The sequence below is a fragment of the Xanthomonas sp. 60 genome (genome assembly GCF_011761925.1).
The window spans coordinates 465,297-483,612 of record NZ_JAASQW010000001.1; the positions used below are offsets into that span (position 1 = coordinate 465,297).

Genomic DNA, 18,316 nt, shown 5'->3' on the forward strand with positions numbered 1-18,316 from the left:
CACGTCGATGATCGACGTCGTCCTGCTGGGGTTCATCGCGCTGTCCACGCTGTTGGGGTTCTTCCGTGGCTTTGTGGGCATCGTGGTCGGCACGCTGTCCTGGGTGCTGGGCGGCTGGGCGGCATTCCAGTTCGGGCCGGCCGCCGGGCGCTGGTTCGCCGCGCCGCAGGCACCGGGAACGCTGCACCTGTTCGGCGGCTACGTCACCGTCTTCGTGGTTTCACTGGTGGCCGTCAGCCTGATCGGCATGCTGCTGCGCGGCGGGCTCAGAATGACCATGCTCGGCGGCGTCGACCGCATGCTCGGCGGCGGGCTGGGCGTGCTGCGTGGCGCTCTGATCGCCGCTGTCCTGCTGCTGATCGGTGACATGACGCCACTGCGCAGCAAGCCGGAGTGGCAGCAGTCCCACCTGCGGCCTGCGCTGCAGCCGGTGGTGGGGTGGATGGGGGCCCAGCTGCCGGACGTATCCCGCCCCATGGGCACCCTGCAGCAGATGGTGCCCAACGGCCTGCCCAACGGCCTGGAAGGCGTGCTGCCCGGCGCGGGGTCCGCGCCTGCGGCAGGCACGGCGCTGCCGATCGAAGCATTGTTGGGCAAGCCGGGCGCGACAGGCGATAATGGCATCCTCGGCGAGGTGGTGGCGGGACGCGGATGGCCGCGTAACGTGGACCCGGCCAGGGGCGCGGCGGACGAGCACGCAACAGCCCCGGCACTGCCCGCGAACATCGAGTCGGCGCCGGAGCGCCCAGATCCTGCCGCTGTCCCCTGAGGCGGCTCCCCCGGCCAGGCACGGCCAACATCCCTGTAGATGGGCGCAGCCCAGCGGAGATTACGCAACATGTGTGGCATCGTCGGAATCGTCGGCAACCAGAACGTGGCCGGGCAGCTCTATGACGGCTTGACCGTCCTCCAGCATCGCGGACAGGACGCGGCGGGCATCGCCACGGCCGATGGCACGCGGTTGCGTGTGCAGAAGGCCAACGGCCTGGTGCGCGATGTGTTCGACGCACGTGCCATGTCCACCCTGGAAGGGCGGGTGGGCATCGCTCATGTGCGCTATCCAACGGCCGGTTCCGAAGGCATGGACGAGGCGCAGCCGTTCTACGTGAACTCCCCGTACGGCATCGCGCTGGCGCACAACGGCAACCTCATCAACACCGAAGACCTGCGCCGCCAGGTGTTCGAGGCCGACCGCCGCAACGTCAACACCGATTCGGACAGCGAAGTGCTGCTCAACGTCTTCGCCTACGAACTGGACGCGCAGCGCCAGTTGTCCCCGGAAGCGGCCATCCGTGCGGTCTCGCACGTGCACCGGCGCTGCAAGGGCGGCTATGCGGTGGTCAGCGTGGTGCTGGGCCTGGGCCTGGTGGCCTTCCGTGATCCACATGGCATCCGTCCCCTGGTGCTGGGCAAGCGCAGCCACGCCGAGGGCGATGAGTACATCGTGGCCTCCGAGTCGTCCGCGCTGGACGTGCTGGGCTTCCAGCGCGTGCGTGACGTGCAGCCGGGCGAGGCGCTGGTGATCACCGCGCGCGGCGAGCTGTTCTCGGAGATCTGCTCCGAGCCGGCCGAACACACCCCGTGCATCTTCGAGTACGTGTATTTCGCGCGGCCGGATTCGATGATCGACAACGTCTCGGTGCACAAGGCGCGCATGCGCATGGGCATCAAGCTCGGCGAGAAGATCCTGCGCCTTCGCCCGGACCACGACATCGATACGGTCATCCCGATCCCGGACACCTCGCGCGATGCGGCGCTGGAGATTTCCAACACGCTTGGCGTGAAGTACCGCGAAGGCTTCATCAAGAACCGCTACATCGGCCGCACGTTCATCATGCCGGGGCAGGGCGAACGGGTTAAATCGGTACGCCGCAAGCTCAATCCGATCCACCTGGAATTCCGCAACCGCGTGGTGCTGCTGGTCGACGATTCCATCGTGCGCGGCACCACCAGCCAGCAGATCGTGCAGATGGCACGCGATGCCGGTGCGCGCAAGGTCTACCTCGCCAGCGCCGCGCCCCCGGTACGCTATCCCAACATCTATGGCATCGACATGCCGGCGGCCGAGGAGCTGGTGGCGCACAACCGGAGCGTGGAAGAGATCGAAGCGCACCTGGGCTGTGACTGGTTGATCTACCAGGATATCGAGGACATGGAAGCGGCCGTGCGCGATGGCAATCCCGCGCTGCAGAACTTCGATTCCTCCTGCTTCAATGGCCATTATCCGACCGGAATCGAACCGGGCTATTTCGAGCGCATCCAGCAGCTGCGTTCGGACGATGCCAAGCACAAGCGCCGCGCCTGAGCGTGAGCGCTGTGCAGGTGCCCGATGTGGACGGTGACCTGCTGCGTGCCGCGCAGCAGTGCATGGCCGAAGCCGATCCCCTGCGCAAGGTCGCGCTGACCCAGGCCCATGCTGCTGCCTTCCGGCGTGGCCAGCTGAAGGTGGCCGCCGACGCGCCGCCGCCCGAGCCGATCCGCATGCCGGGTCGTCCGGCGCACCTGCACCTGGTGCTGCCGCGCGAGGTGCCGCGCCGACGCCTCGGCAGCGCAGGCGGCCGTGCGGCGTTCATCCATGCCATCGCGCATATCGAGCTCAATGCCATCGACCTGGCCTGGGATGCGGTCTACCGTTTCCGGGGGCTGCCGGCCGCCTTCCTGGCCGACTGGGTCAGCTGTGCGGACGACGAATCACGGCACTTCCTGATGCTGCATGAGCGCCTGCGCGCTCACGGCCATGCCTACGCGGACTTTCCGGCACACAACGGCCTGTGGGAGATGTGCAGCAAGACCGCGCACGACGGTTTGGCGCGCATGGCGCTGGTACCGCGCGTGCTGGAAGCGCGTGGCCTGGATGTCACGCCGCTGATGATCGACAAGCTGCGCGCGCACGGCGATGACGAGACCGCCGATGTGCTGGAGGTGATCCTGCGCGAGGAAGTCGCCCACGTGGCAGCCGGTTCGCGCTGGTACCGCTGGTACTGCGAGCGTGCCGGTGTCGAGCCGCGCCAGCGCTTCAAGGAGCTGCTGGTGGAATACGCCGGTGGCTACCTGCATGGGCCGTTCAACCTCGAGGCGCGGCTGTTGGCCGGCTTCGATGCCGACGAACTGGCGGACCTGGTCGAACAGGCGGGGTGACGGGCACCGGTTTCCGCTGACCGGGCCGGGGCCTGTCACACGTTGGCCAGCACCTCGCGCTGCCCATCGTGCGTGGGCTGGTTGATGTAGAACAGGCCGGGGCCCGGGCGATAGGGCAGCTCACGCAGTCCGTTCCCGGACGCATAGGCCAGGGCCGTGTCTCCCAGCACATCGAAGTTCCAGTGGGCCGACTGCAGCAGATGGTGCTGGCGCAGCTGCCGTTCGGAGGCGGCGTCCAGCGTCCGGCCCGCCATCAGGGCGTCCGCGATGGACTGCAGGCCGGAGGGCACGGCCCACCCTGCAACGGTACCCGGCGCGCGATCCCAGCCCACGCCGGCACTGGCCGCAGCGGCATGCATCAGTCGCAGTGGAATGAGGGGATAGTGGCGGTCGATCGGGCGCGCCAGCACCACGCCGGCATACACATGCAGCGTCGGCGTCGGCAGGGCACTGGTGCTGCCGGCGCGGCGCAGACGCACCCACTGATGCCAGACGGCCACGCTGATCCGCGTGGCATCCAGCCCCAGCCGCTGCCGCCAGTCGCGTGCATCCTGTTGCGCCTGGCGGAAGGCCGGCGCAGCCTGCAGCAGGGCGAGCGGCGGCGTGGCGAATTCAGCAAGTCCATGCCTCAGGATCGGCTCGCTGCGTGGCCGGGTCAGCAGCTTGGGTCCCTCCTGCGGTGCCTCCTGGCCACCGCCGATATCCGCGTGTGAGCCGGGCAATGCGCGCTCCTCGTGCTCGGGTGCCACCGTGGTCAGGGGAAAGTGCAGGCGGTGTTCATCGCGTGCCACCAGATGCAGCACCTTGCGCGCCACGCCCGGCGCCAGGCGCATGCGCGGCGGGCGGCTGCCGGCACCCCCGCGCACGGCAAGCACCGTGTCGAACAGTCCGATGAAGCGGATCACCGGCGTAGGTAAGGCAAAGTCCGCGGAAATCGACAGTCCGGCCTCCCGCAGCAGCCCCAGCCACTGCGCCGAAGACCAGTCGGACAACCGGTTCGCGGCGTCCCGGGCCGATGCCGCACCGCGTGAATAGCCGAACAGGTCTACCTCCACCGCCCGCAGCGGGTGCCGCCACTGCGCCGCAAGCGCCGCGAGCGCGGCGGGCAGTTGTACCCCCAGCGCGCGATCGGTCTTGGCCAGGACCCCCGTGGGGCCGGTACCGAACGCCAGCCCGATCAGGTCGTCGGGACGGCCGTCGCGCGTGCCCGTGCCTTCGGTGTAGATCGCAATGGAGGGTCCCGCCGTCTGCGAACGCCGCCTGTCCGGATAGCATCCGTGCAGGCGGGCGACGTGGGTCGGCGCGTGGTCACGGCTGCTGGTGACGGGCGACTGGAAGGGCGATGCGTCGGCCGCGGCGGCGGCCCCGGCGACCGGCAGCGGCACCGGCGGCAGCACGCCCCCCGCGCCGTCAGCCCGCGCGGCGAGGTTGTGCACATTGTTGCGGGTGCCATCGAAGAACAGGCCGATGTGCAGGATCGAGTCCGACGCCGGCGTGTCCGGGTCAGCGGTGCGAGGGGGCATGGCGGTCTCCGGCCGTTGCCTGAAAGATAGCGCGGGATGCGTGCCCTTCGCATGGGGGCGTAATGCCGGCGGGAGCCCTACCGAAACCTCACGGCGCCTCCGGTATCCGCCCGATGGCGTCTGCGGGCTCGCAGCAGTGTCATGTACCTGCACGAACGGCGTGCAAGAACGGAGAGCACCATGGCGGCTGAGTGGCAGGCGCGCGCATGGGCCGCCGCGTTGCGCACCGTCGTCCTTGCAGCCATGGCCGGGGTGCCGGTGGCGCTGGCGGCAGGCGGTGATGAGGCCTCTCTGCCGCAGCCTCTCACCACTATGCTGGAGACGCCGAAGGTAGCGGAATTCGTTGCACGTCCCTTCGTGGCGGCCGCGTGGCAGGTGAGTCTGGACGCAGAGCAGCTGCGCGCGGAGCAGCCCGGTGTGTCGCTGCGGGTCGACGGGCAGGCGGTCTCTTTCGAGCACGATGCCCGCGCCGTGCTGCCTACCGGCAATCTGCTGCTGCGCGCACGTACGGCTGACGGCCACGCGACCGCTCCGGCCATCCTCAGCGCGCGGGGGCTGACCGCCGCGTTCCGGTTGGACGCCCGGCTGTACCGGCTGGTACCCCTGCACGGTGGACAGCATCTGCTGATCCTCGTGGACGAGCGCCTTTTGCCACCGGCCCATGGGCAGGTGGGGGCCGCGGTGGCGGCGCAGCCCCATCGGGCAGGGAGATCCGCATCGGCTCCGAGCGTGATCCGCGTGCTGGTGGCCGCAAGCACCGAGGCCGCCGCCGGCTATCCCGGGGATCTGCACGCCCTGGCCGAGCTCTCCATCGCCGAGTCGAACCTTACTTACCGCAACAGCGGCCTGGCAATGCACCTGGAGTTGGCCGCATTCCAGCAGAGCAGCTACGCCGAAACCCGCAACATGTCGCTGGACGTGCGCCGCCTGGTGGACCCTGCTGACGGTTACCTGGATGACCTCCATGGGCTACGTGACCAGATAGCGGCAGACGTCGGCCTTCTCCTGCTGGATCGAGCAGGGTCATGTGGTGAAGCCGCGGAGATCGGTGCAACGGCGGCCACCGCCTTTGCCGCTGTGCTTACCGATTGCGCCACGGGTCAGTTCACGTTCGCGCACGAAATCGGCCACCTGGGCGGTGCGCGCCATGATGTCCGCCGCGATCCCGCCACGGCCCCTTATCCGTTCGGACACGGTTATTGGTACCAGCCCCCGCGAGCACTGGGCTGGCGCACGGTGATGTCATACGACTGCCCGACCGGGTGTCACCGCATTCCGTACTGGTCCAGCCCGTCGCTGCAGTACGAGGGGGTGCCGGTCGGCAATGCTGCGGAAGCGGACAACCGCCGCGTGCTGGACATCACACGCGGCACGCTGGCCGGGTTCCGCTGAGATGTGCCTACAGGGACTGCAACTGCATGCCGTCGGGGGTCACACGCAGTACCGACCCCTGCGTATACCAGTCGCCCAGCACCACGCGGCGGCAAGGCCGGCCTTCCACCTCGAGCGTGTGGAGGGCCGGACGATGGGTATGACCGTGGATCATCGTGCGCACGCCGTAACGTGCGAACGTCGCCGCAACCTCGGCAGGGGCGACATCCGTCACCGTCTCGAACTGTGCGGCGTCGTCCCCCTTCATCGCGACCTGCCGGCTCTGACTGGCCTCGCGCGCTTTCTGGGCGAAGGCGATGCGAGCCGCCAGGGGTTGTGCGAGGAACTGGGCCTGGAAGGCCGGATCACGCGTCTGCGCCCGGAACTGCTGATAAGGCAGGTCGTCGGTGCACAGCAGGTCGCCATGCTGCAACAGGACAGGCGTGCCGTACAGATCGATCACCGACGGATCGGGAAGGATATGCATGCCGGCCCGGTGTGCGTAGTGCTCACCCACCAGGAAATCACGGTTGCCGCGGATGAAGTACACAGGCACGCCGGCCGCATGCACGGCGTGCAGCGCCAGCGCCACCTCATCGGCGGCCGTCGAAGGCGTGTCATCGCCGATCCATGCCTCGAACAGGTCACCGAGGATGTACAGCGCATCGGCATGCATTGCCTCTTCGCGCAGGAACGCGAGGAACAGCCCGGTGATGGCAGGACGGCTGGCGTCCAGATGCAGATCGGAAATGAATAGCGTGGTCATCTGACCATTCTAGCCCGCTCCTGCCCAGGCCGAGTCCAAGGGGCAGGGGATCTTCTGGACGACGTCCAGATCAAACTCCAATGGAGGTCCAAAATGAAAATACGCCTGCCGTCTGCCGTGACCCTCGCCCTGCTCGGCATCTCGGCCGCCCCTGCGGTCTCTGCCGCGCCGCTGTTCAGCCCGTCGCAGTTGTTCACCCGTGCGGAGGCTGCCGCCTCACCCATCCTCGCCACCCTCACAGCCTCGCCGTCGACCGCCGCAGTCCTGCGTGTCGATGCCCATCCCGCCGCCATCGAGCAGGACACCCTGGAGATGGAGATCTTCGGAACCCCGGTCCAGGCTGCAAGAGACCGCCTCGAATCACTCGATGATGGCACCCAGATCTGGTACGGCCAGATCGGCAGCGGCGCACTGGACGCGAAGGAGTCAGGCCCGCACGCGCTGGACCCCGCCAACACGGTCATCGTCGTGCGCTCCGGCCGCTCACTGACGGCATCCGTCCGCCACGGCGGCCAGCTCTACACCCTCAGCCCCACAGCCGATGGGCATGCGCTTGTGCAGATCGACGAGGCGCAGCTGCCGCCGGATCACCCCGCTGGTGCTGGCGCCGGCGCTGCGGCCGGACCGCTCACTCCGTCCATGGAATCCGGCACAGCCAACCGTGCAGGGCCGACCGTCATCCGCGTGGCGGTCATGGCGACCCGAACGGTCAGGGACGTGCTGGGAGGAGATGAAAACGTCCGCAACAAGGTTCATCTGGCGGTCGCAGAATCCAACCAGGGCTACATCAACAGCGGCATCGACCTGCGTGTGCAGCTCGGTGGCCTGGCCTACGGTGCGCAGGGAGAAACCACGATCGTCAACGATCTTTCGAGTTTCATCCGCCAGGGCGATGGGCGGTTCGACCTGATCCACGCCTTCCGCGACCAGGTGGGCGGGGACGTTCCGGTGCTGGTGACGGCCGATGGCTCATCGTGCGGCCTGGCTTCGCAGGGATTCGTGGCAGTGAATCATGGCTGCATGGTGGGCTACTACACGTTCGCCCATGAGATCGCGCATGTCATGGGCGCCACGCACGATATCGAGGTGGCCCCGGGAAACGGCTACAACCATGGCTATCGCCATCAACCTTCTCAGGGAGATCGCTGGCGCACGATCCTGGCCTATGAATGTGCCGGCGGGTGCCGCCGGCTGAACTACTATTCCAGCCCCAACCGGTATTACAACGGAGCACCGATGGGCGACTGGAGGGCGGACAACACCCGTACCCTGAAGGAGAACAAAGACCGCGTCGCCGCGACGCGTTGATGCGTACAGGCGCAGCCGCCCTCGCTTCCAGGGCAGGGGCGGCTACGCAGGCAGCCGCCGGGGGACGCAGCGTTGTCACAGGGGCCACCACGCCAGGCTCGCGGCGGCCAGGCCGCAGGCGATCGCAGTGGCGGCAAGCACGTCACTGGGGTAGTGCAGGCCGAGCACCACGCGCGAGGCGGCCACGCACAGCGTGAAAGGCACCAGCAAGGGGGCCAGCCAAGGGTAATGGGCCAGGGCAACGAGGGTGAACGAGACCGCGTGCAGGGTGTGGCCGGAGGGGAAACTGAACTCGTCCAGCGGCGCCACCCAGGCGCGGATGCGCAGGTCGGCCTTGTAGGGTCTGGGCCGTCGCGTCCAACGTTTCAGGCCCTTGTACATCAACAGGGCGACCACGCCGGTAGCGGCCATGTGCGCACTCGCCGCCAGGCCCTGCAGGCCGTCAAGCAGCACCAGCGCGCCCATCAGCACATACCAGAACACGCCATCACCGAGTCGGCTGATGGCCGCAAACAGCGCGCGCACCGAACGGCGGCGGCAGAAATGGTTCGCGCGTCGGCACCAACGCGTCTCGCGGCCGATCAGGTCAAGCGGCGTGCTGCGCATGCGGCCTCCGGGCCAGGGCCAGTTCTTCCAGCAGGGCATCGAACTCGGCCACCACCTGCTGCGGGTGGAGGCGCTTCATGTCACGCGCAGCCTGCCCGCCCAGGCGCCGCCGCAGTGCCGCGTCATCGGCCAGCCGCTGTGCCGCGCCCACGAACCGATCATCATCGTTCACGGCGATCCCGTTTTCTTCCGTACGCAGGTACTCACGTGCCGCGCCGTAATCAAAGGCGACGGTGGCCACGCCACTGGCCATTGCTTCCAGTGTCACGTTGCCGAAGGTTTCACTGAGGCTGGGAAAGAGGAACAGATCGCCACTGGCGAAATGCCGTGCGAGTGCATCGCCGCGCTGCACGCCGCAGAAGACGAAGTCAGGGTGCTCGGCTTCGAGTTTTTCGCGCGCCGGACCATCGCCGACCAGCACGAAACGCGCCGAGGGATGCTGCCGCTGCAGCGTCCGGAACGCGCGCACCGCCAGTCCGAGATTCTTCTCCGCGGCAATGCGACCGACGTGGATCACCGCCAGGCTGTCCGGCGCCACCCCCCAGGCGGTGCGCAGGGCATTGTCGCGGCGGCCAGGATCGAACTGCTGGCTGTCCACCGCGCGGGCGAGCAGGCGCACGCGCTCGAACCCTTCATGGGTCAGGGTGGCCTGCAGTTCGCGGGTAGGGACCAGGGTGGCATCGGCCTGGTTGTGGAAGCGGCGCATCCAGCGCAGCGCCGTGTCCTGCAGCCAGGCCGCCCCATAATCAGGCAGGTAGGCATCAAAACGGGTATGGAAGCCGGTCGCCACCGGAATGCCCAGCCGCCGCGCGCAGCGCAGTGCGGACCAGCCCAGCGGACCTTCGGTGGCGATGTAGAGTGCATCAGGGCGGTTCTGGCGCCAGTGGCGTGCCAGCCGGAACGGCGAGGGCAGGCCGAAGCGCAGGCCCGGATAGCGCGGCAGAGCGGCACCGGCCGTGCGCAGGCTGCCGTCCAGGGCCGCAGGCTCGGCCGGTTGCCGTGGACGGATCAGGTCGACCTCATGCCCGGCTTGGCGCAGGCCCATCTCGAGGCTGTGGACGGTCAGGGCCACGCCGTTGACTTCCGGCGGGTAGGTCTCGGTGACGATCGCATAGCGCATGGCAGGTCTCCCGTTTGCGCCATGCTCGCCCCCGCCCGTGTCCCCTGCATGACGGCGTTGCGTCCGCCAGATGACCGGCCCCCCGGCAGCCCCTGCGGGTGCCGGGACCGGTGCCGCGCTCAGGCCACGAACGGTCGGAACTGCATGCCCAGGCCGGCCATGCTTTCGGTCTCGCCGATCAGGTCCGCCCGCAGCAGGGGGCGGGCATCGATATAGGCCTGTGGCACGATCAGCGACAGGCGCTCCTCCTCCGCGGAAAGTTCCAGCGCAGGCAGCGGGGTGGATTCGTGGGCGCGGTTGATCAGTACCGCCAGCCGCAGCAGCGCGGCCAGGCGGCGCGCGGGCAGCGCCAGTCGCTCGGGCAGCGCGTCAAAGGCCGATTTCGGCACGTTGCGGCGGTGCGTGCGGACCAGCGCGGCCAGCATGTGCTGTTCCTGCCGCGAGAACCCGGCGATGTCCGAATGCTCGAGCACGTAGCTGCCATGCACGTGGTAACCGCTGTGCGCGATCATCAGGCCCAGCTCGTGCAGTCGCGCGGCCCAGCCGAGCATGCGCGCGTCATCGGCTTCCAGCCGCCAGGCGGCCTGCACCTGGTCGAACAGGGCCATCGCGGTCTGTTCCACGCGGTCGGCCTGTGCGATTTCGATGCCGTAGCGCTGCGTCAGCGCAGCGACGGATTCGTCGCGCGGATCGTTCTCGCCGGCGCGCCCGACAATGTCATGCAGGATGCCTTCGCGCATGGCCGCCTTGCTCACCAGCAGTTTCTGCAGGCCGAGGGCCTGGAACGCAGCCTCCAGCACCAGCACCCCGCCGGCGATGATCGGGCGGCGGTCATTGCCCAGCCCGGGCAGCACGATATCCTCGATCCGCTTGGCCTTCAGCAGTTCGTCGCGCAGCTGCGGCAGGGCTTCGGCGGTGATGGCCCCCTTGCTGAGCTTCATCGTGGCGCAGATCTCGCTGATCGCCTTGTGCGTGCCTGACGAGCCCAGGGCTTCGTCCCAGCCCAGCGCGCGGTACTTGCTGGCGAAGGGCTGGAACTCGCGGCCGATCTCGGCCAGCGCATCCTTCCAGCGCTTGCGGCTGAGCTTGCCGCCCGGAAAGAATCGCCGCGTACTGGCGATGCAGCCGGCCTGCAGGCTCTCGCGTTCCAGTGTCTGCATGCCCGAGCCGATGATGAACTCGGTGGACCCGCCGCCGATATCGATCACCAGCCGACGCTGGCCGGCCTTGGGGGGCTGTGCGTGCGCCACGCCGAGATAGATCAGGCGCGCTTCCTCGCGACCGCTGACCACTTCGATCGCATGGCCGAGCGCGGTTTCGGCCGGCATCAGGAACGCCTGCGGCGAACGCAGCTGGCGCACGGTGTTGGTGGCCAGGGCCCGCACGCGGTGCGGGGGCAGGTCACGGATGCGCTGGCCGAAACGTGCCAGGCACTCCAGCGCGCGCTGCCGGGCGTCAGCCGCCAGACCCCCCTTGCCGTCCAGGCCATCGGCCATGCGTACCGTCTCACGCAGGCGATCGACCACACGCAGCTGCCCCAGCGTGTAGCGGGCAATCACCATGTGGAAACTGTTGGAACCCAGGTCGATGGCGGCCAGCAGTTCGCCGTCCTGGAGCGTCGGAAATGTCGTGGTATGGGGCATGGACGGCATGGTAGCCGAAGGCGGGGCAGGCGCGCGTTACAGCCCCTGCAACAGCGCCATCTGCGCCGAATGGGGCGGCACGCCGTGCGGTGGCTCCAGCTTGCGGTAACTGCCATCGGCCTGCAGTTCCCACGCCCCGAGGTTGTCATCGAGGTAGTTCTGCAGAACCTCCCGGTAGACGCGTCGGGCCAGCGCCGGGTCCAGGATCGGGAAGCCTGTCTCCACCCGGCGCAGCAGGTTGCGCTCCAGCCAGTCGGCGCTGGCGCAGAACAGTTCCGGCGCCCCGTCATTGCCGAACCAGTACACGCGGCTGTGCTCCAGGAAACGGCCGACGATCGAGCGCACGCGGATGTTGTCCGAGACACCGGGCACGCCCGGCCGCAGGGTACAGGTGCCGCGCACGATCAGGTCGATCTTCACCCCCGCCTGCGATGCGGCATACAGGGCGCGGATCACCTGCGGTTCGTTCAGGGCGTTCATCTTGGCGATGATGCGCGCCGGGCGCCCCGCCAGCGCGATCTGTGTCTCCCGTTCGATGCGTTCCAGTACCCCGCTGTGCAGGGTGAACGGGGACTGCAGCAAGCGCTTGAGACGTGCCTTGGACGCCAGCCCGGAGAGCTGCTGGAACAACAGGTGCACATCGTTGCCGATATCCGCATCGGCGGTGATCAGGCTGATGTCGGTGTACGCGCGGGCCGTGCCGCTATGGTAATTGCCGGTCCCCAGGTGCACGTAGCGGCGCAGCTTGCGGCCCTCGCGGCGCACGATGAGCAGCATCTTGGCGTGGGTCTTGAACCCCACCACGCCGTAGACCACCTGCACGCCCGCTTCCTGCAGGCGATCGGCCAGGCCGAGGTTGGCCTCTTCATCGAAGCGTGCGCGCAGCTCCACCACCACGGTGACATCCTTGCCATTGCGGGCGGCGAGGATCAGCGCTTCGACGATCAGCGAATCCTTGCCGGTGCGGTACAGCGTCTGCTTGATCGCCAGCACGTTCGGATCCACCGCCGCCTGCTTGATCAGGTCCAGCACGGCGGTGAACGCATCGAAGGGGTGGTGCAGCAGCACGTCCTGGCGCGCGACGATCTCGAAGATGCCATCGCTGTCGCGCAGCGTGCGCGGGGTCATCGGGGGATATTTCAGGTCCGGCCGCGCGAGCAGGTCGTACAGCTGGCTGATGCGGTTGAGGTTGACCGGACCGTCGATGCGGTACACCGCGTTCTCCGGCAGGCCGAAGTTCTGCAGCAGCGTGCGCACGATCTCGCGCGGCGCATCGTGGGCGATCTCCAGGCGCACCGCCGGCCGGTAGCCGCGGTCCACCAGCTCGTCCCGCAGGGCCAGCGCGAGGTTCTCCACCTCTTCCTCGTCCACCACCAGTTCGGAATTGCGGGTCACGCGGAACTGGTAGGCGCCCAGCACCTCCATGCCCGGGAACAGCTCACCGACGAACGTGGACAGCACCGAGGACAGGAACACGAAGGTCTGCGCGCCGCCCAGCTTTTCCGGCAGCTGGATGACACGGGGCAGGGAGCGCGGCGCACGCACGATGGCCATGTGGCCGGCGCGGCCGAAGGCATCGGTGCCTTTGAGCACCACCACGATGTTCAGCGATTTGTTGAGGATCTTCGGGAACGGATGCGCCGGGTCCAGCCCCAGCGGCGAGAGCACCGGCATGATCTCGTTGCGGAAGTACGCCCGCAGCCAGCGCCGCTGGCGGTGATCCCAGGAATGGCGGCCAAGCACGGCCACGCCGGCCTGGCCCAGGGCCGGGCGCAGCACCTCGTTCCAGCAGCGGTACTGCTGGTCCACAAGCTGTGCGGCGCGGTCATGGATGGCATTGAGGATGACCTGGGGACTCATGCCATCGGGCGCCGGTGGCAGGCCGTACTCCTGGGCATGGCGGACCGCGGCGGCGCGGATCTCGAAGAACTCGTCCAGGTTGGTGCAGGAGATGCACATGAACTTCAACCGCTCCAGCAGCGGTACCTGCGGATCCAGCGCCTGCGCCAGCACGCGGAAATTGAAATCGAGCTGGGACAGTTCGCGGTTGAGGTACAGCGACGGATCGCGCAGGGGATCGACGTCGGGCCGGGCGGCAACGGGCAAGGATCCAGGGGTGCTCATGAGGGTCGGTCGTCCGCGTCGGGATGGGCGGCCGGCTCACGCGCACGCACGTGGTCGGCATCGAAATGACAGGAGAAGGTGGAGCCCTTGCCGACCTCGCTCTGGATGTCCAAGCGGGCATGGTGCAGGCCGAGAATGTGTTTGACGATGGACAGGCCCAGCCCGGTGCCACCGCTTTCGCGCGAGCGGCTGCTGGAGACCCGGTAGAAGCGCTCGGTGAGTCGCGGCAGGTGGTTGGCCGGAATGCCGTAGCCGGTGTCGCGCACCGAAAGCACCGCACCGTCGCCTTCGCGGGCGAATTCCACCGTCACCTGGCCGCCGACCGGCGTGTAGCGCACCGCATTGGTGACCAGGTTGGAAAAGGCGCTGTGCAGTTCCTTGGTCGTCCCCAGCAGGTCGATGCCGGCCAGGTCGGTGACGCTGATCTGGTGGCGCCCCTGGCTGTGGGCCTCGGCCTCGCGCCGGAGCGTTGCCAGCATCGGCTGCATGGCCACGGTCTCCGATTCGCCCGCGTCCTGTGATTCCAGCCGCGAGAGCGTGAGCAGGTCTTCCACCAGTTGGGCCATGCGCCCGCTCTGCCGGCGCATTTCTTCCAGCATCGGCCCGGTGCCGGGAAAATCCTCCGGGTCCATCATGTCCAGGTAGCCGTGCACGACCGTCAAGGGCGTGCGCAGTTCATGGGAGACGTTGGCCACGAAGTCCCGACGCACCTGTTCCAGCCGCAGCAGCTTGGTCACATCGCGGGCGATCAGCAGCCAGTGGTCGGCGGAGTAGGGGATCAGCCGCAGGTTCAGGCGGATCGCCGGATCCATGGGCGAGGGCACATCGAGGATCGGTTCGGCGTTGCGTCCGCCGGCCAGCCAGTGTGCCAGCGGCATCGGCTGCAGGCGCTGCACGAGCGCCTGGCCGAGGTCGCCGGGATGATGCAGGCCGAGCAGCGTGGTGGCCGCCTCGTTGAACCACTGCACGCGCTGGCTGTTGCGGTCCAGCACCACCACCGCGTCGGGCAGCGCGGCAGCAGCGGCGCGGTAGCTGCGCAGCATGTCGAGCAGGCGTCGCTTGCGCGCGCGCATCTCCAGCTGGTTGCGATGGACCACGCGGTCCAGCTCGTTCCATACCCCGGTGCTGTCGCCGATCTCCCAGCGCTGGCGTGCGGTCAGCCGGCCCAGCACGCGCCGCAGCCGCCAGTAGTGCCAAGCCAGCGAGCCGATCGCCGTCAACGCGATCGCCATCCACAGATGTCCGGTCACCCCCCCCACCACGCCCGCCAACAGCAGCACCGCCGCCAGGGAGGCCAGGGTCTTCAACCAGGCAGATCGGATATGACGCGGCATTGCACTCTCTTCAGTGAAGCGGACGACCCGGCAGGGTGATCCCGGTTATAGCATCAACGTCAGCACCCGGGCCGCGGCGCCGGGGCCGGCGCCCAGGCGGGCTCAGGTGGCGGTGGAGAAGCGGTAACCCGCACCGCGCACGGTCTGCACCATGTTCTCTGCATTGAACGGTTCGAGCGTCTTGCGCAGGCGCCGGATGTGCACGTCGATCGTGCGCTCTTCCACGTACACGCTGCCGCCCCATACATGGTCCAGCAGCTGGGCGCGGGTGTAGACGCGCTCGGGGTGGGTCATGAAGAAGTGCAGCAGGCGGTACTCGGTCGGGCCGATCGGCACCGGCTGTTCGTTGGCGAAGACCCGGTGCGCGGCGCCGTCGATGCGCACCACGCCCACGGCCACGCTGCCGTCCTCGTCGTCGTCGCGGGCGCGCCGCATCACCGCGCGGATGCGCGCCAGCAGCTCGCGGGCGGAGAACGGCTTGACCACGTAATCGTCCACGCCGGCCTCAAGCCCGCCCACCCGGTCGTTCTCTTCGCCGCGCGCGGTGAGCATGATGATCGGCACGTCACGGGTCAGGGCCTCCTTGCGCCAGCGTCGGGCCAGGTCCAGGCCGCTGGTGCCGGGCAGCATCCAGTCCAGAAGGATCAGGTCGGGAACACGGTCGGCGATGGCCGTCTGGGCCTCGCGGGCGTCGCCGGCATGGATCGGCTCGTAGTCACCCTTGCGCAGGGCAAAGGCCACCATTTCGCGGATCGCGGGTTCGTCGTCGACGATCAGGATGCGTTTCTGCACGTGGCTACCGTCATGCTCATCAGCTCGGGAATGAGCTCAGTAGACTACGATTTGATGACAGGTTTGTGACCTGGTGGCCGTGAAGATGACAGTTCCTGTCGGCAAGCACGTGGATGGGCCGCGATCAGCGTCGTTCGAACTCCGGATCGTTGACACCCTGGCGGCGCATCTCCAGCACGGTCGGGGTGATGCGCTCGATCCGCGCCTCCACGCGGGCGCGGGTCACGTAGTCCAGGCCCTGCGCCTGCTTGAGCGCCTGCAGCTGCATCAGAGCCTGCTCGGGGCGGCCGCTCAGGTAGGCGGCTTCGGCATAGGCCTCGCTGGCGCGGAGGGTGTCGCCGGCCAGTTCGCTGGCACGCGCGAAACGCTGCTGCAGGACCGGATCGTTGCTGCTTTGTGACAACAGCGGCCGCAGCATGGCCTGCGCGCGCTGCCCGGCCGCACGGCCTCCCTGCTCGTTGAGGACCTGGGCGTAGGTGAGCGCGATCGGAAGGCTGTTGGGCTGCGCCGCCAGCAGGGCCTCGAAGCGTGCGTTGGCGGCCTCGCGCTGGCCTGAGCGCGACTGCGCCTCACTCAGTGCCAGCGCCACCCAGAGATTGCCCGGGTCGGCGTCGTGCAGCAGCGCCAGTTCACGTGCCGCGGTGGCGGCCCCGGTGGTGCCGGTCGCCAGGTCGGCCAGTGCCTTGCCGTAGCGCTGTGCCGGGGTCAGGCCCTGCGCCCGCGCACGCGCCAGGCTCTGGTACTCGCGGGTCAGCTCGGCCGGTGTGGGCGCGCTGAGCACCCGCAGGCGCTCGCGCGCCCAGTCGAACTGGCCGGTGGCACCGCGGTCGGGGCGCCCGGCGTCGATCTGCATGCCCGGCGGCAGCAACGGGTTGTAACGCCGTGCGGTGGTTTCGGCCAGGCTCGGATCCTGTGGATCCACCCGCTCGGTGCGTACGCCACCCGGCACCTCCGTGGTCAGCACCACGGTGTCTTTCTTCATCTGCTCCGCGCGTGCCTTGGCCTCGCTGATGCGGGTGGTGTTGACCGGGTGGGTGCGCAGGAAATCCGGCACGTTGTAGCCGCCCGAATTGCCGCGCATGGATGCACTCATGCGCTCGAAAAAGCCGGCCATCGCATCCACGTCATACCCGCTGCGCGCCAGCGTGCGGATGCCCAGACGGTCGGCTTCGGACTCATTGGCACGCGTGTAGTCGATCTGCCGCTGCTGCATCAGCCCCATCCCGGAGGTGATCGCGGCCATGGTGGCATTGCCCGAAGAGTTGCCGCCGGCCTGCTGGGCCGCCACGATCGCGGCCAGCATGCCCAGCAGGATCGGGATCTGGTCGCGCTGCGCACGCTCCACGCCACGCAGTACGTGCTGCTGGGTCACGTGCGCGATCTCATGGGACAGCACGGCGGCGACCTCATCCTCGCGCTCGGCGGTGAGCACCAGTCCGGCATTCATGCCGATGTAGCCGCCCAGCGTGGCGAAGGCGTTGATCTGCCGGTCGCGCATCATGAAGAAGGTGTAGGGCTGCCGCGGCTGGGCGCTGTTGGCCCCGAGCCGGGTCCCCAGCGTCTGCAGCCAGTCGTTGACCAGCGGATCATCCAGCAGATAGCCATAGTTGCGCAGCTCGCGCAGCATCATGCCGCCATACTCGGCCTGGCGCGCCGGCGTAAGCAGCTCGCCGGCCGACGAACCGATGTCCGGCAGCGAATCCTGCGCCTGCGCCAAGGGCGCGGCCAGGGCCAGGGTGAGGGCGGCGGAGAGCAGCAGCAGGCGCAAGCGGGAATCCTCGGGCGGTACCGCCCAGCGTGGCAGGTCGGGCGGAAATCAATTGTTAAACCACAGTGTTGCAGCCATGCAATGGAAATACGTGCACACCGCTACCATAGTCGGACAATCAAATCGTCGTGGAGTTTCCCATGAGCCAAGTTGACACCCCTGCTGCCGGCGCTCCTGCCATCACCATCTATTCCACTGCCGTGTGCCCGTACTGCGTGGCGGCCAAGAACTTCCTCAAGAGCAAAGGCCAGCAGTGGACCGAAGTCCGCATCGACCTGGACGCCGCCGAGCGCGAGAAGATGATGGCCCGCACCCGTCGGACCAGCGTGCCGCAGATCTTTGTCGGTGATGTCCACGTCGGTGGGTACGACGACATGATGGCGCTGCACCGCGAGGGCAGGCTGGAGCCGTTGCTGGCCGGGCAGGGACAGGCATGAGCGGGGTGGACGACAGCGGCGACCGCCTGGCCGAGTTCAATGCCTACCGCAAGAAGATGAACGAGCGGATCCTGGCCGAGCCGAACCAGGTCGTGCGCCGGTTTTTCGCGCTGGATACCCAGACCTACCAGGCGGGCGCGCTGGATGTGAAGACGAAGGAACTGCTGGGCCTGGTAGCGTCCATGGTGCTGCGCTGCGATGACTGCATCAGCTATCACGTGGCCCAGTGCAAGGCTGCAGGCGTCAGCCGGGACGAGTTCTTCGAAACCTTTTCGGTCGGCCTGGTGGTCGGTGGCTCGATCGTGATCCCGCATCTGCGCCGAGCCGTTGATTTCCTCGACCAACTCGAAGACGGCGCCGCCGCTCCGGACGCTCACGCGCACTGA

General features: G+C 68.1%; 16 protein-coding genes. 7 read left to right on the forward strand and 9 right to left on the reverse strand.

Translation table 11 applies throughout. From position 1 onward, the window contains the following. The first annotated feature begins 7 nt into the window (after positions 1–7). The 3 genes from FHY09_RS02160 (at position 8) to FHY09_RS02170 (ending at position 3,138) form a co-directional block, all read left to right on the forward strand. Positions 8–769, forward strand: coding sequence for a CvpA family protein (locus tag FHY09_RS02160; RefSeq protein WP_166923690.1), 762 nt, complete (start codon positions 8–10; stop codon positions 767–769). Between the two features lie 69 nt (positions 770–838). Next, positions 839–2,305: an amidophosphoribosyltransferase gene (gene purF, locus FHY09_RS02165; RefSeq protein ID WP_166923692.1), complete on the forward strand. Its 1,467-nt coding sequence runs from the start codon at positions 839–841 to the stop codon at positions 2,303–2,305. Positions 2,306–2,367: 62 nt separating this feature from the next. After that, positions 2,368–3,138, forward strand: a complete 771-nt coding sequence (locus FHY09_RS02170) for a ferritin-like domain-containing protein (protein WP_166924355.1) — start codon at positions 2,368–2,370, stop codon at positions 3,136–3,138. 35 nt (positions 3,139–3,173) lie between these two features. On the opposite strand, the gene FHY09_RS02175 is transcribed toward FHY09_RS02170, so the two are convergent. Then, the gene (locus FHY09_RS02175; protein WP_166923694.1) at positions 3,174–4,661 is read right to left on the reverse strand and encodes a DUF2235 domain-containing protein; all 1,488 of its coding nucleotides are present in this window, start codon (positions 4,659–4,661) and stop codon (positions 3,174–3,176) included. Positions 4,662–4,841: 180 nt separating this feature from the next. Between FHY09_RS02175 and FHY09_RS02180 the strand changes: the two genes are divergently transcribed. Next, on the forward strand, positions 4,842–6,053 hold the full coding sequence (locus FHY09_RS02180; protein ID WP_166923696.1) for a M12 family metallo-peptidase: 1,212 nt from the start codon (positions 4,842–4,844) through the stop codon (positions 6,051–6,053). 7 nt (positions 6,054–6,060) lie between these two features. Here the strand turns inward: FHY09_RS02180 and lpxH are convergent, their stop codons facing one another. Next, positions 6,061–6,798 (reverse strand): UDP-2,3-diacylglucosamine diphosphatase, encoded by a 738-nt coding sequence (gene lpxH / locus FHY09_RS02185; protein WP_166923698.1) that lies wholly within the window; start codon positions 6,796–6,798, stop codon positions 6,061–6,063. 93 nt (positions 6,799–6,891) lie between these two features. On the opposite strand from lpxH, the gene FHY09_RS02190 reads away from it, so the two are divergent. Further along, positions 6,892–8,106: a M12 family metallo-peptidase gene (locus FHY09_RS02190; protein ID WP_166923700.1), complete on the forward strand. Its 1,215-nt coding sequence runs from the start codon at positions 6,892–6,894 to the stop codon at positions 8,104–8,106. A gap of 75 nt (positions 8,107–8,181) precedes the next feature. Here FHY09_RS02190 and FHY09_RS02195 read toward each other — a convergent pair whose 3' ends face one another. The 7 genes from FHY09_RS02195 to FHY09_RS02225 form a co-directional block, all read right to left on the reverse strand. Beyond that, on the reverse strand, positions 8,182–8,712 hold the full coding sequence (locus FHY09_RS02195) for a phosphatase PAP2 family protein (protein WP_166923702.1): 531 nt from the start codon (positions 8,710–8,712) through the stop codon (positions 8,182–8,184). After that, positions 8,693–9,832 (reverse strand): glycosyltransferase family 4 protein, encoded by a 1,140-nt coding sequence (locus tag FHY09_RS02200; protein ID WP_166923704.1) that lies wholly within the window; start codon positions 9,830–9,832, stop codon positions 8,693–8,695. The genes FHY09_RS02195 and FHY09_RS02200 overlap by 20 nt, the downstream gene beginning before the upstream one ends. Before the next feature lie 119 nt (positions 9,833–9,951). Continuing rightward, a complete protein-coding gene (gene ppx, locus FHY09_RS02205; protein ID WP_166923706.1) occupies positions 9,952–11,475 on the reverse strand; it encodes an exopolyphosphatase in 1,524 nt (507 codons plus the stop codon). Between the two features lie 36 nt (positions 11,476–11,511). After that, positions 11,512–13,599 carry a polyphosphate kinase 1 gene (ppk1, locus tag FHY09_RS02210; protein WP_166923708.1) on the reverse strand — a complete coding sequence of 696 codons (2,088 nt, stop codon included), beginning with the start codon at positions 13,597–13,599 and terminating at the stop codon, positions 11,512–11,514. After that, positions 13,596–14,933, reverse strand: coding sequence for a phosphate regulon sensor histidine kinase PhoR (phoR, locus tag FHY09_RS02215; RefSeq protein WP_166923710.1), 1,338 nt, complete (start codon positions 14,931–14,933; stop codon positions 13,596–13,598). The genes ppk1 and phoR overlap by 4 nt, the downstream gene beginning before the upstream one ends. A gap of 102 nt (positions 14,934–15,035) precedes the next feature. Continuing rightward, the gene (gene phoB / locus FHY09_RS02220; protein ID WP_166923712.1) at positions 15,036–15,725 is read right to left on the reverse strand and encodes a phosphate regulon transcriptional regulator PhoB; all 690 of its coding nucleotides are present in this window, start codon (positions 15,723–15,725) and stop codon (positions 15,036–15,038) included. 124 nt (positions 15,726–15,849) lie between these two features. Then, positions 15,850–17,493 carry a M48 family metalloprotease gene (locus tag FHY09_RS02225; protein WP_166923714.1) on the reverse strand — a complete coding sequence of 548 codons (1,644 nt, stop codon included), beginning with the start codon at positions 17,491–17,493 and terminating at the stop codon, positions 15,850–15,852. Positions 17,494–17,633: 140 nt separating this feature from the next. On the opposite strand from FHY09_RS02225, the gene grxC reads away from it, so the two are divergent. After that, positions 17,634–17,930, forward strand: a complete 297-nt coding sequence (grxC, locus tag FHY09_RS02230) for a glutaredoxin 3 (protein ID WP_166923716.1) — start codon at positions 17,634–17,636, stop codon at positions 17,928–17,930. Further along, entirely contained in the window at positions 17,927–18,316 is a 390-nt protein-coding gene (locus FHY09_RS02235; protein WP_166923719.1) for a carboxymuconolactone decarboxylase family protein, read from the forward strand. Before grxC ends, FHY09_RS02235 begins: the two co-directional genes overlap by 4 nt.

Bases quoted from the DNA above. Each gene is read 5' to 3' on its own strand.
- purF (WP_166923692.1), top strand. From the start codon at position 839: ATGTGTGGCATCGTCGGAATCGTCGGCAACCAGAACGTGGCCGGGCAG.
- FHY09_RS02235 (WP_166923719.1), top strand. From the start codon at position 17,927: ATGAGCGGGGTGGACGACAGCGGCGACCGCCTGGCCGAGTTCAATGCC.
- grxC (WP_166923716.1), top strand. From the start codon at position 17,634: ATGAGCCAAGTTGACACCCCTGCTGCCGGCGCTCCTGCCATCACCATC.
- FHY09_RS02160 (WP_166923690.1), top strand. From the start codon at position 8: ATGATCGACGTCGTCCTGCTGGGGTTCATCGCGCTGTCCACGCTGTTG.
- FHY09_RS02200 (WP_166923704.1), bottom strand. From the start codon at position 9,832: ATGCGCTATGCGATCGTCACCGAGACCTACCCGCCGGAAGTCAACGGC.
- FHY09_RS02180 (WP_166923696.1), top strand. From the start codon at position 4,842: ATGGCGGCTGAGTGGCAGGCGCGCGCATGGGCCGCCGCGTTGCGCACC.
- FHY09_RS02190 (WP_166923700.1), top strand. From the start codon at position 6,892: ATGAAAATACGCCTGCCGTCTGCCGTGACCCTCGCCCTGCTCGGCATC.
- ppx (WP_166923706.1), bottom strand. From the start codon at position 11,475: ATGCCCCATACCACGACATTTCCGACGCTCCAGGACGGCGAACTGCTG.
- FHY09_RS02195 (WP_166923702.1), bottom strand. From the start codon at position 8,712: ATGCGCAGCACGCCGCTTGACCTGATCGGCCGCGAGACGCGTTGGTGC.
- ppk1 (WP_166923708.1), bottom strand. From the start codon at position 13,599: ATGAGCACCCCTGGATCCTTGCCCGTTGCCGCCCGGCCCGACGTCGAT.
- lpxH (WP_166923698.1), bottom strand. From the start codon at position 6,798: ATGACCACGCTATTCATTTCCGATCTGCATCTGGACGCCAGCCGTCCT.
- FHY09_RS02175 (WP_166923694.1), bottom strand. From the start codon at position 4,661: ATGCCCCCTCGCACCGCTGACCCGGACACGCCGGCGTCGGACTCGATC.
- phoR (WP_166923710.1), bottom strand. From the start codon at position 14,933: ATGCCGCGTCATATCCGATCTGCCTGGTTGAAGACCCTGGCCTCCCTG.
- FHY09_RS02170 (WP_166924355.1), top strand. From the start codon at position 2,368: ATGGCCGAAGCCGATCCCCTGCGCAAGGTCGCGCTGACCCAGGCCCAT.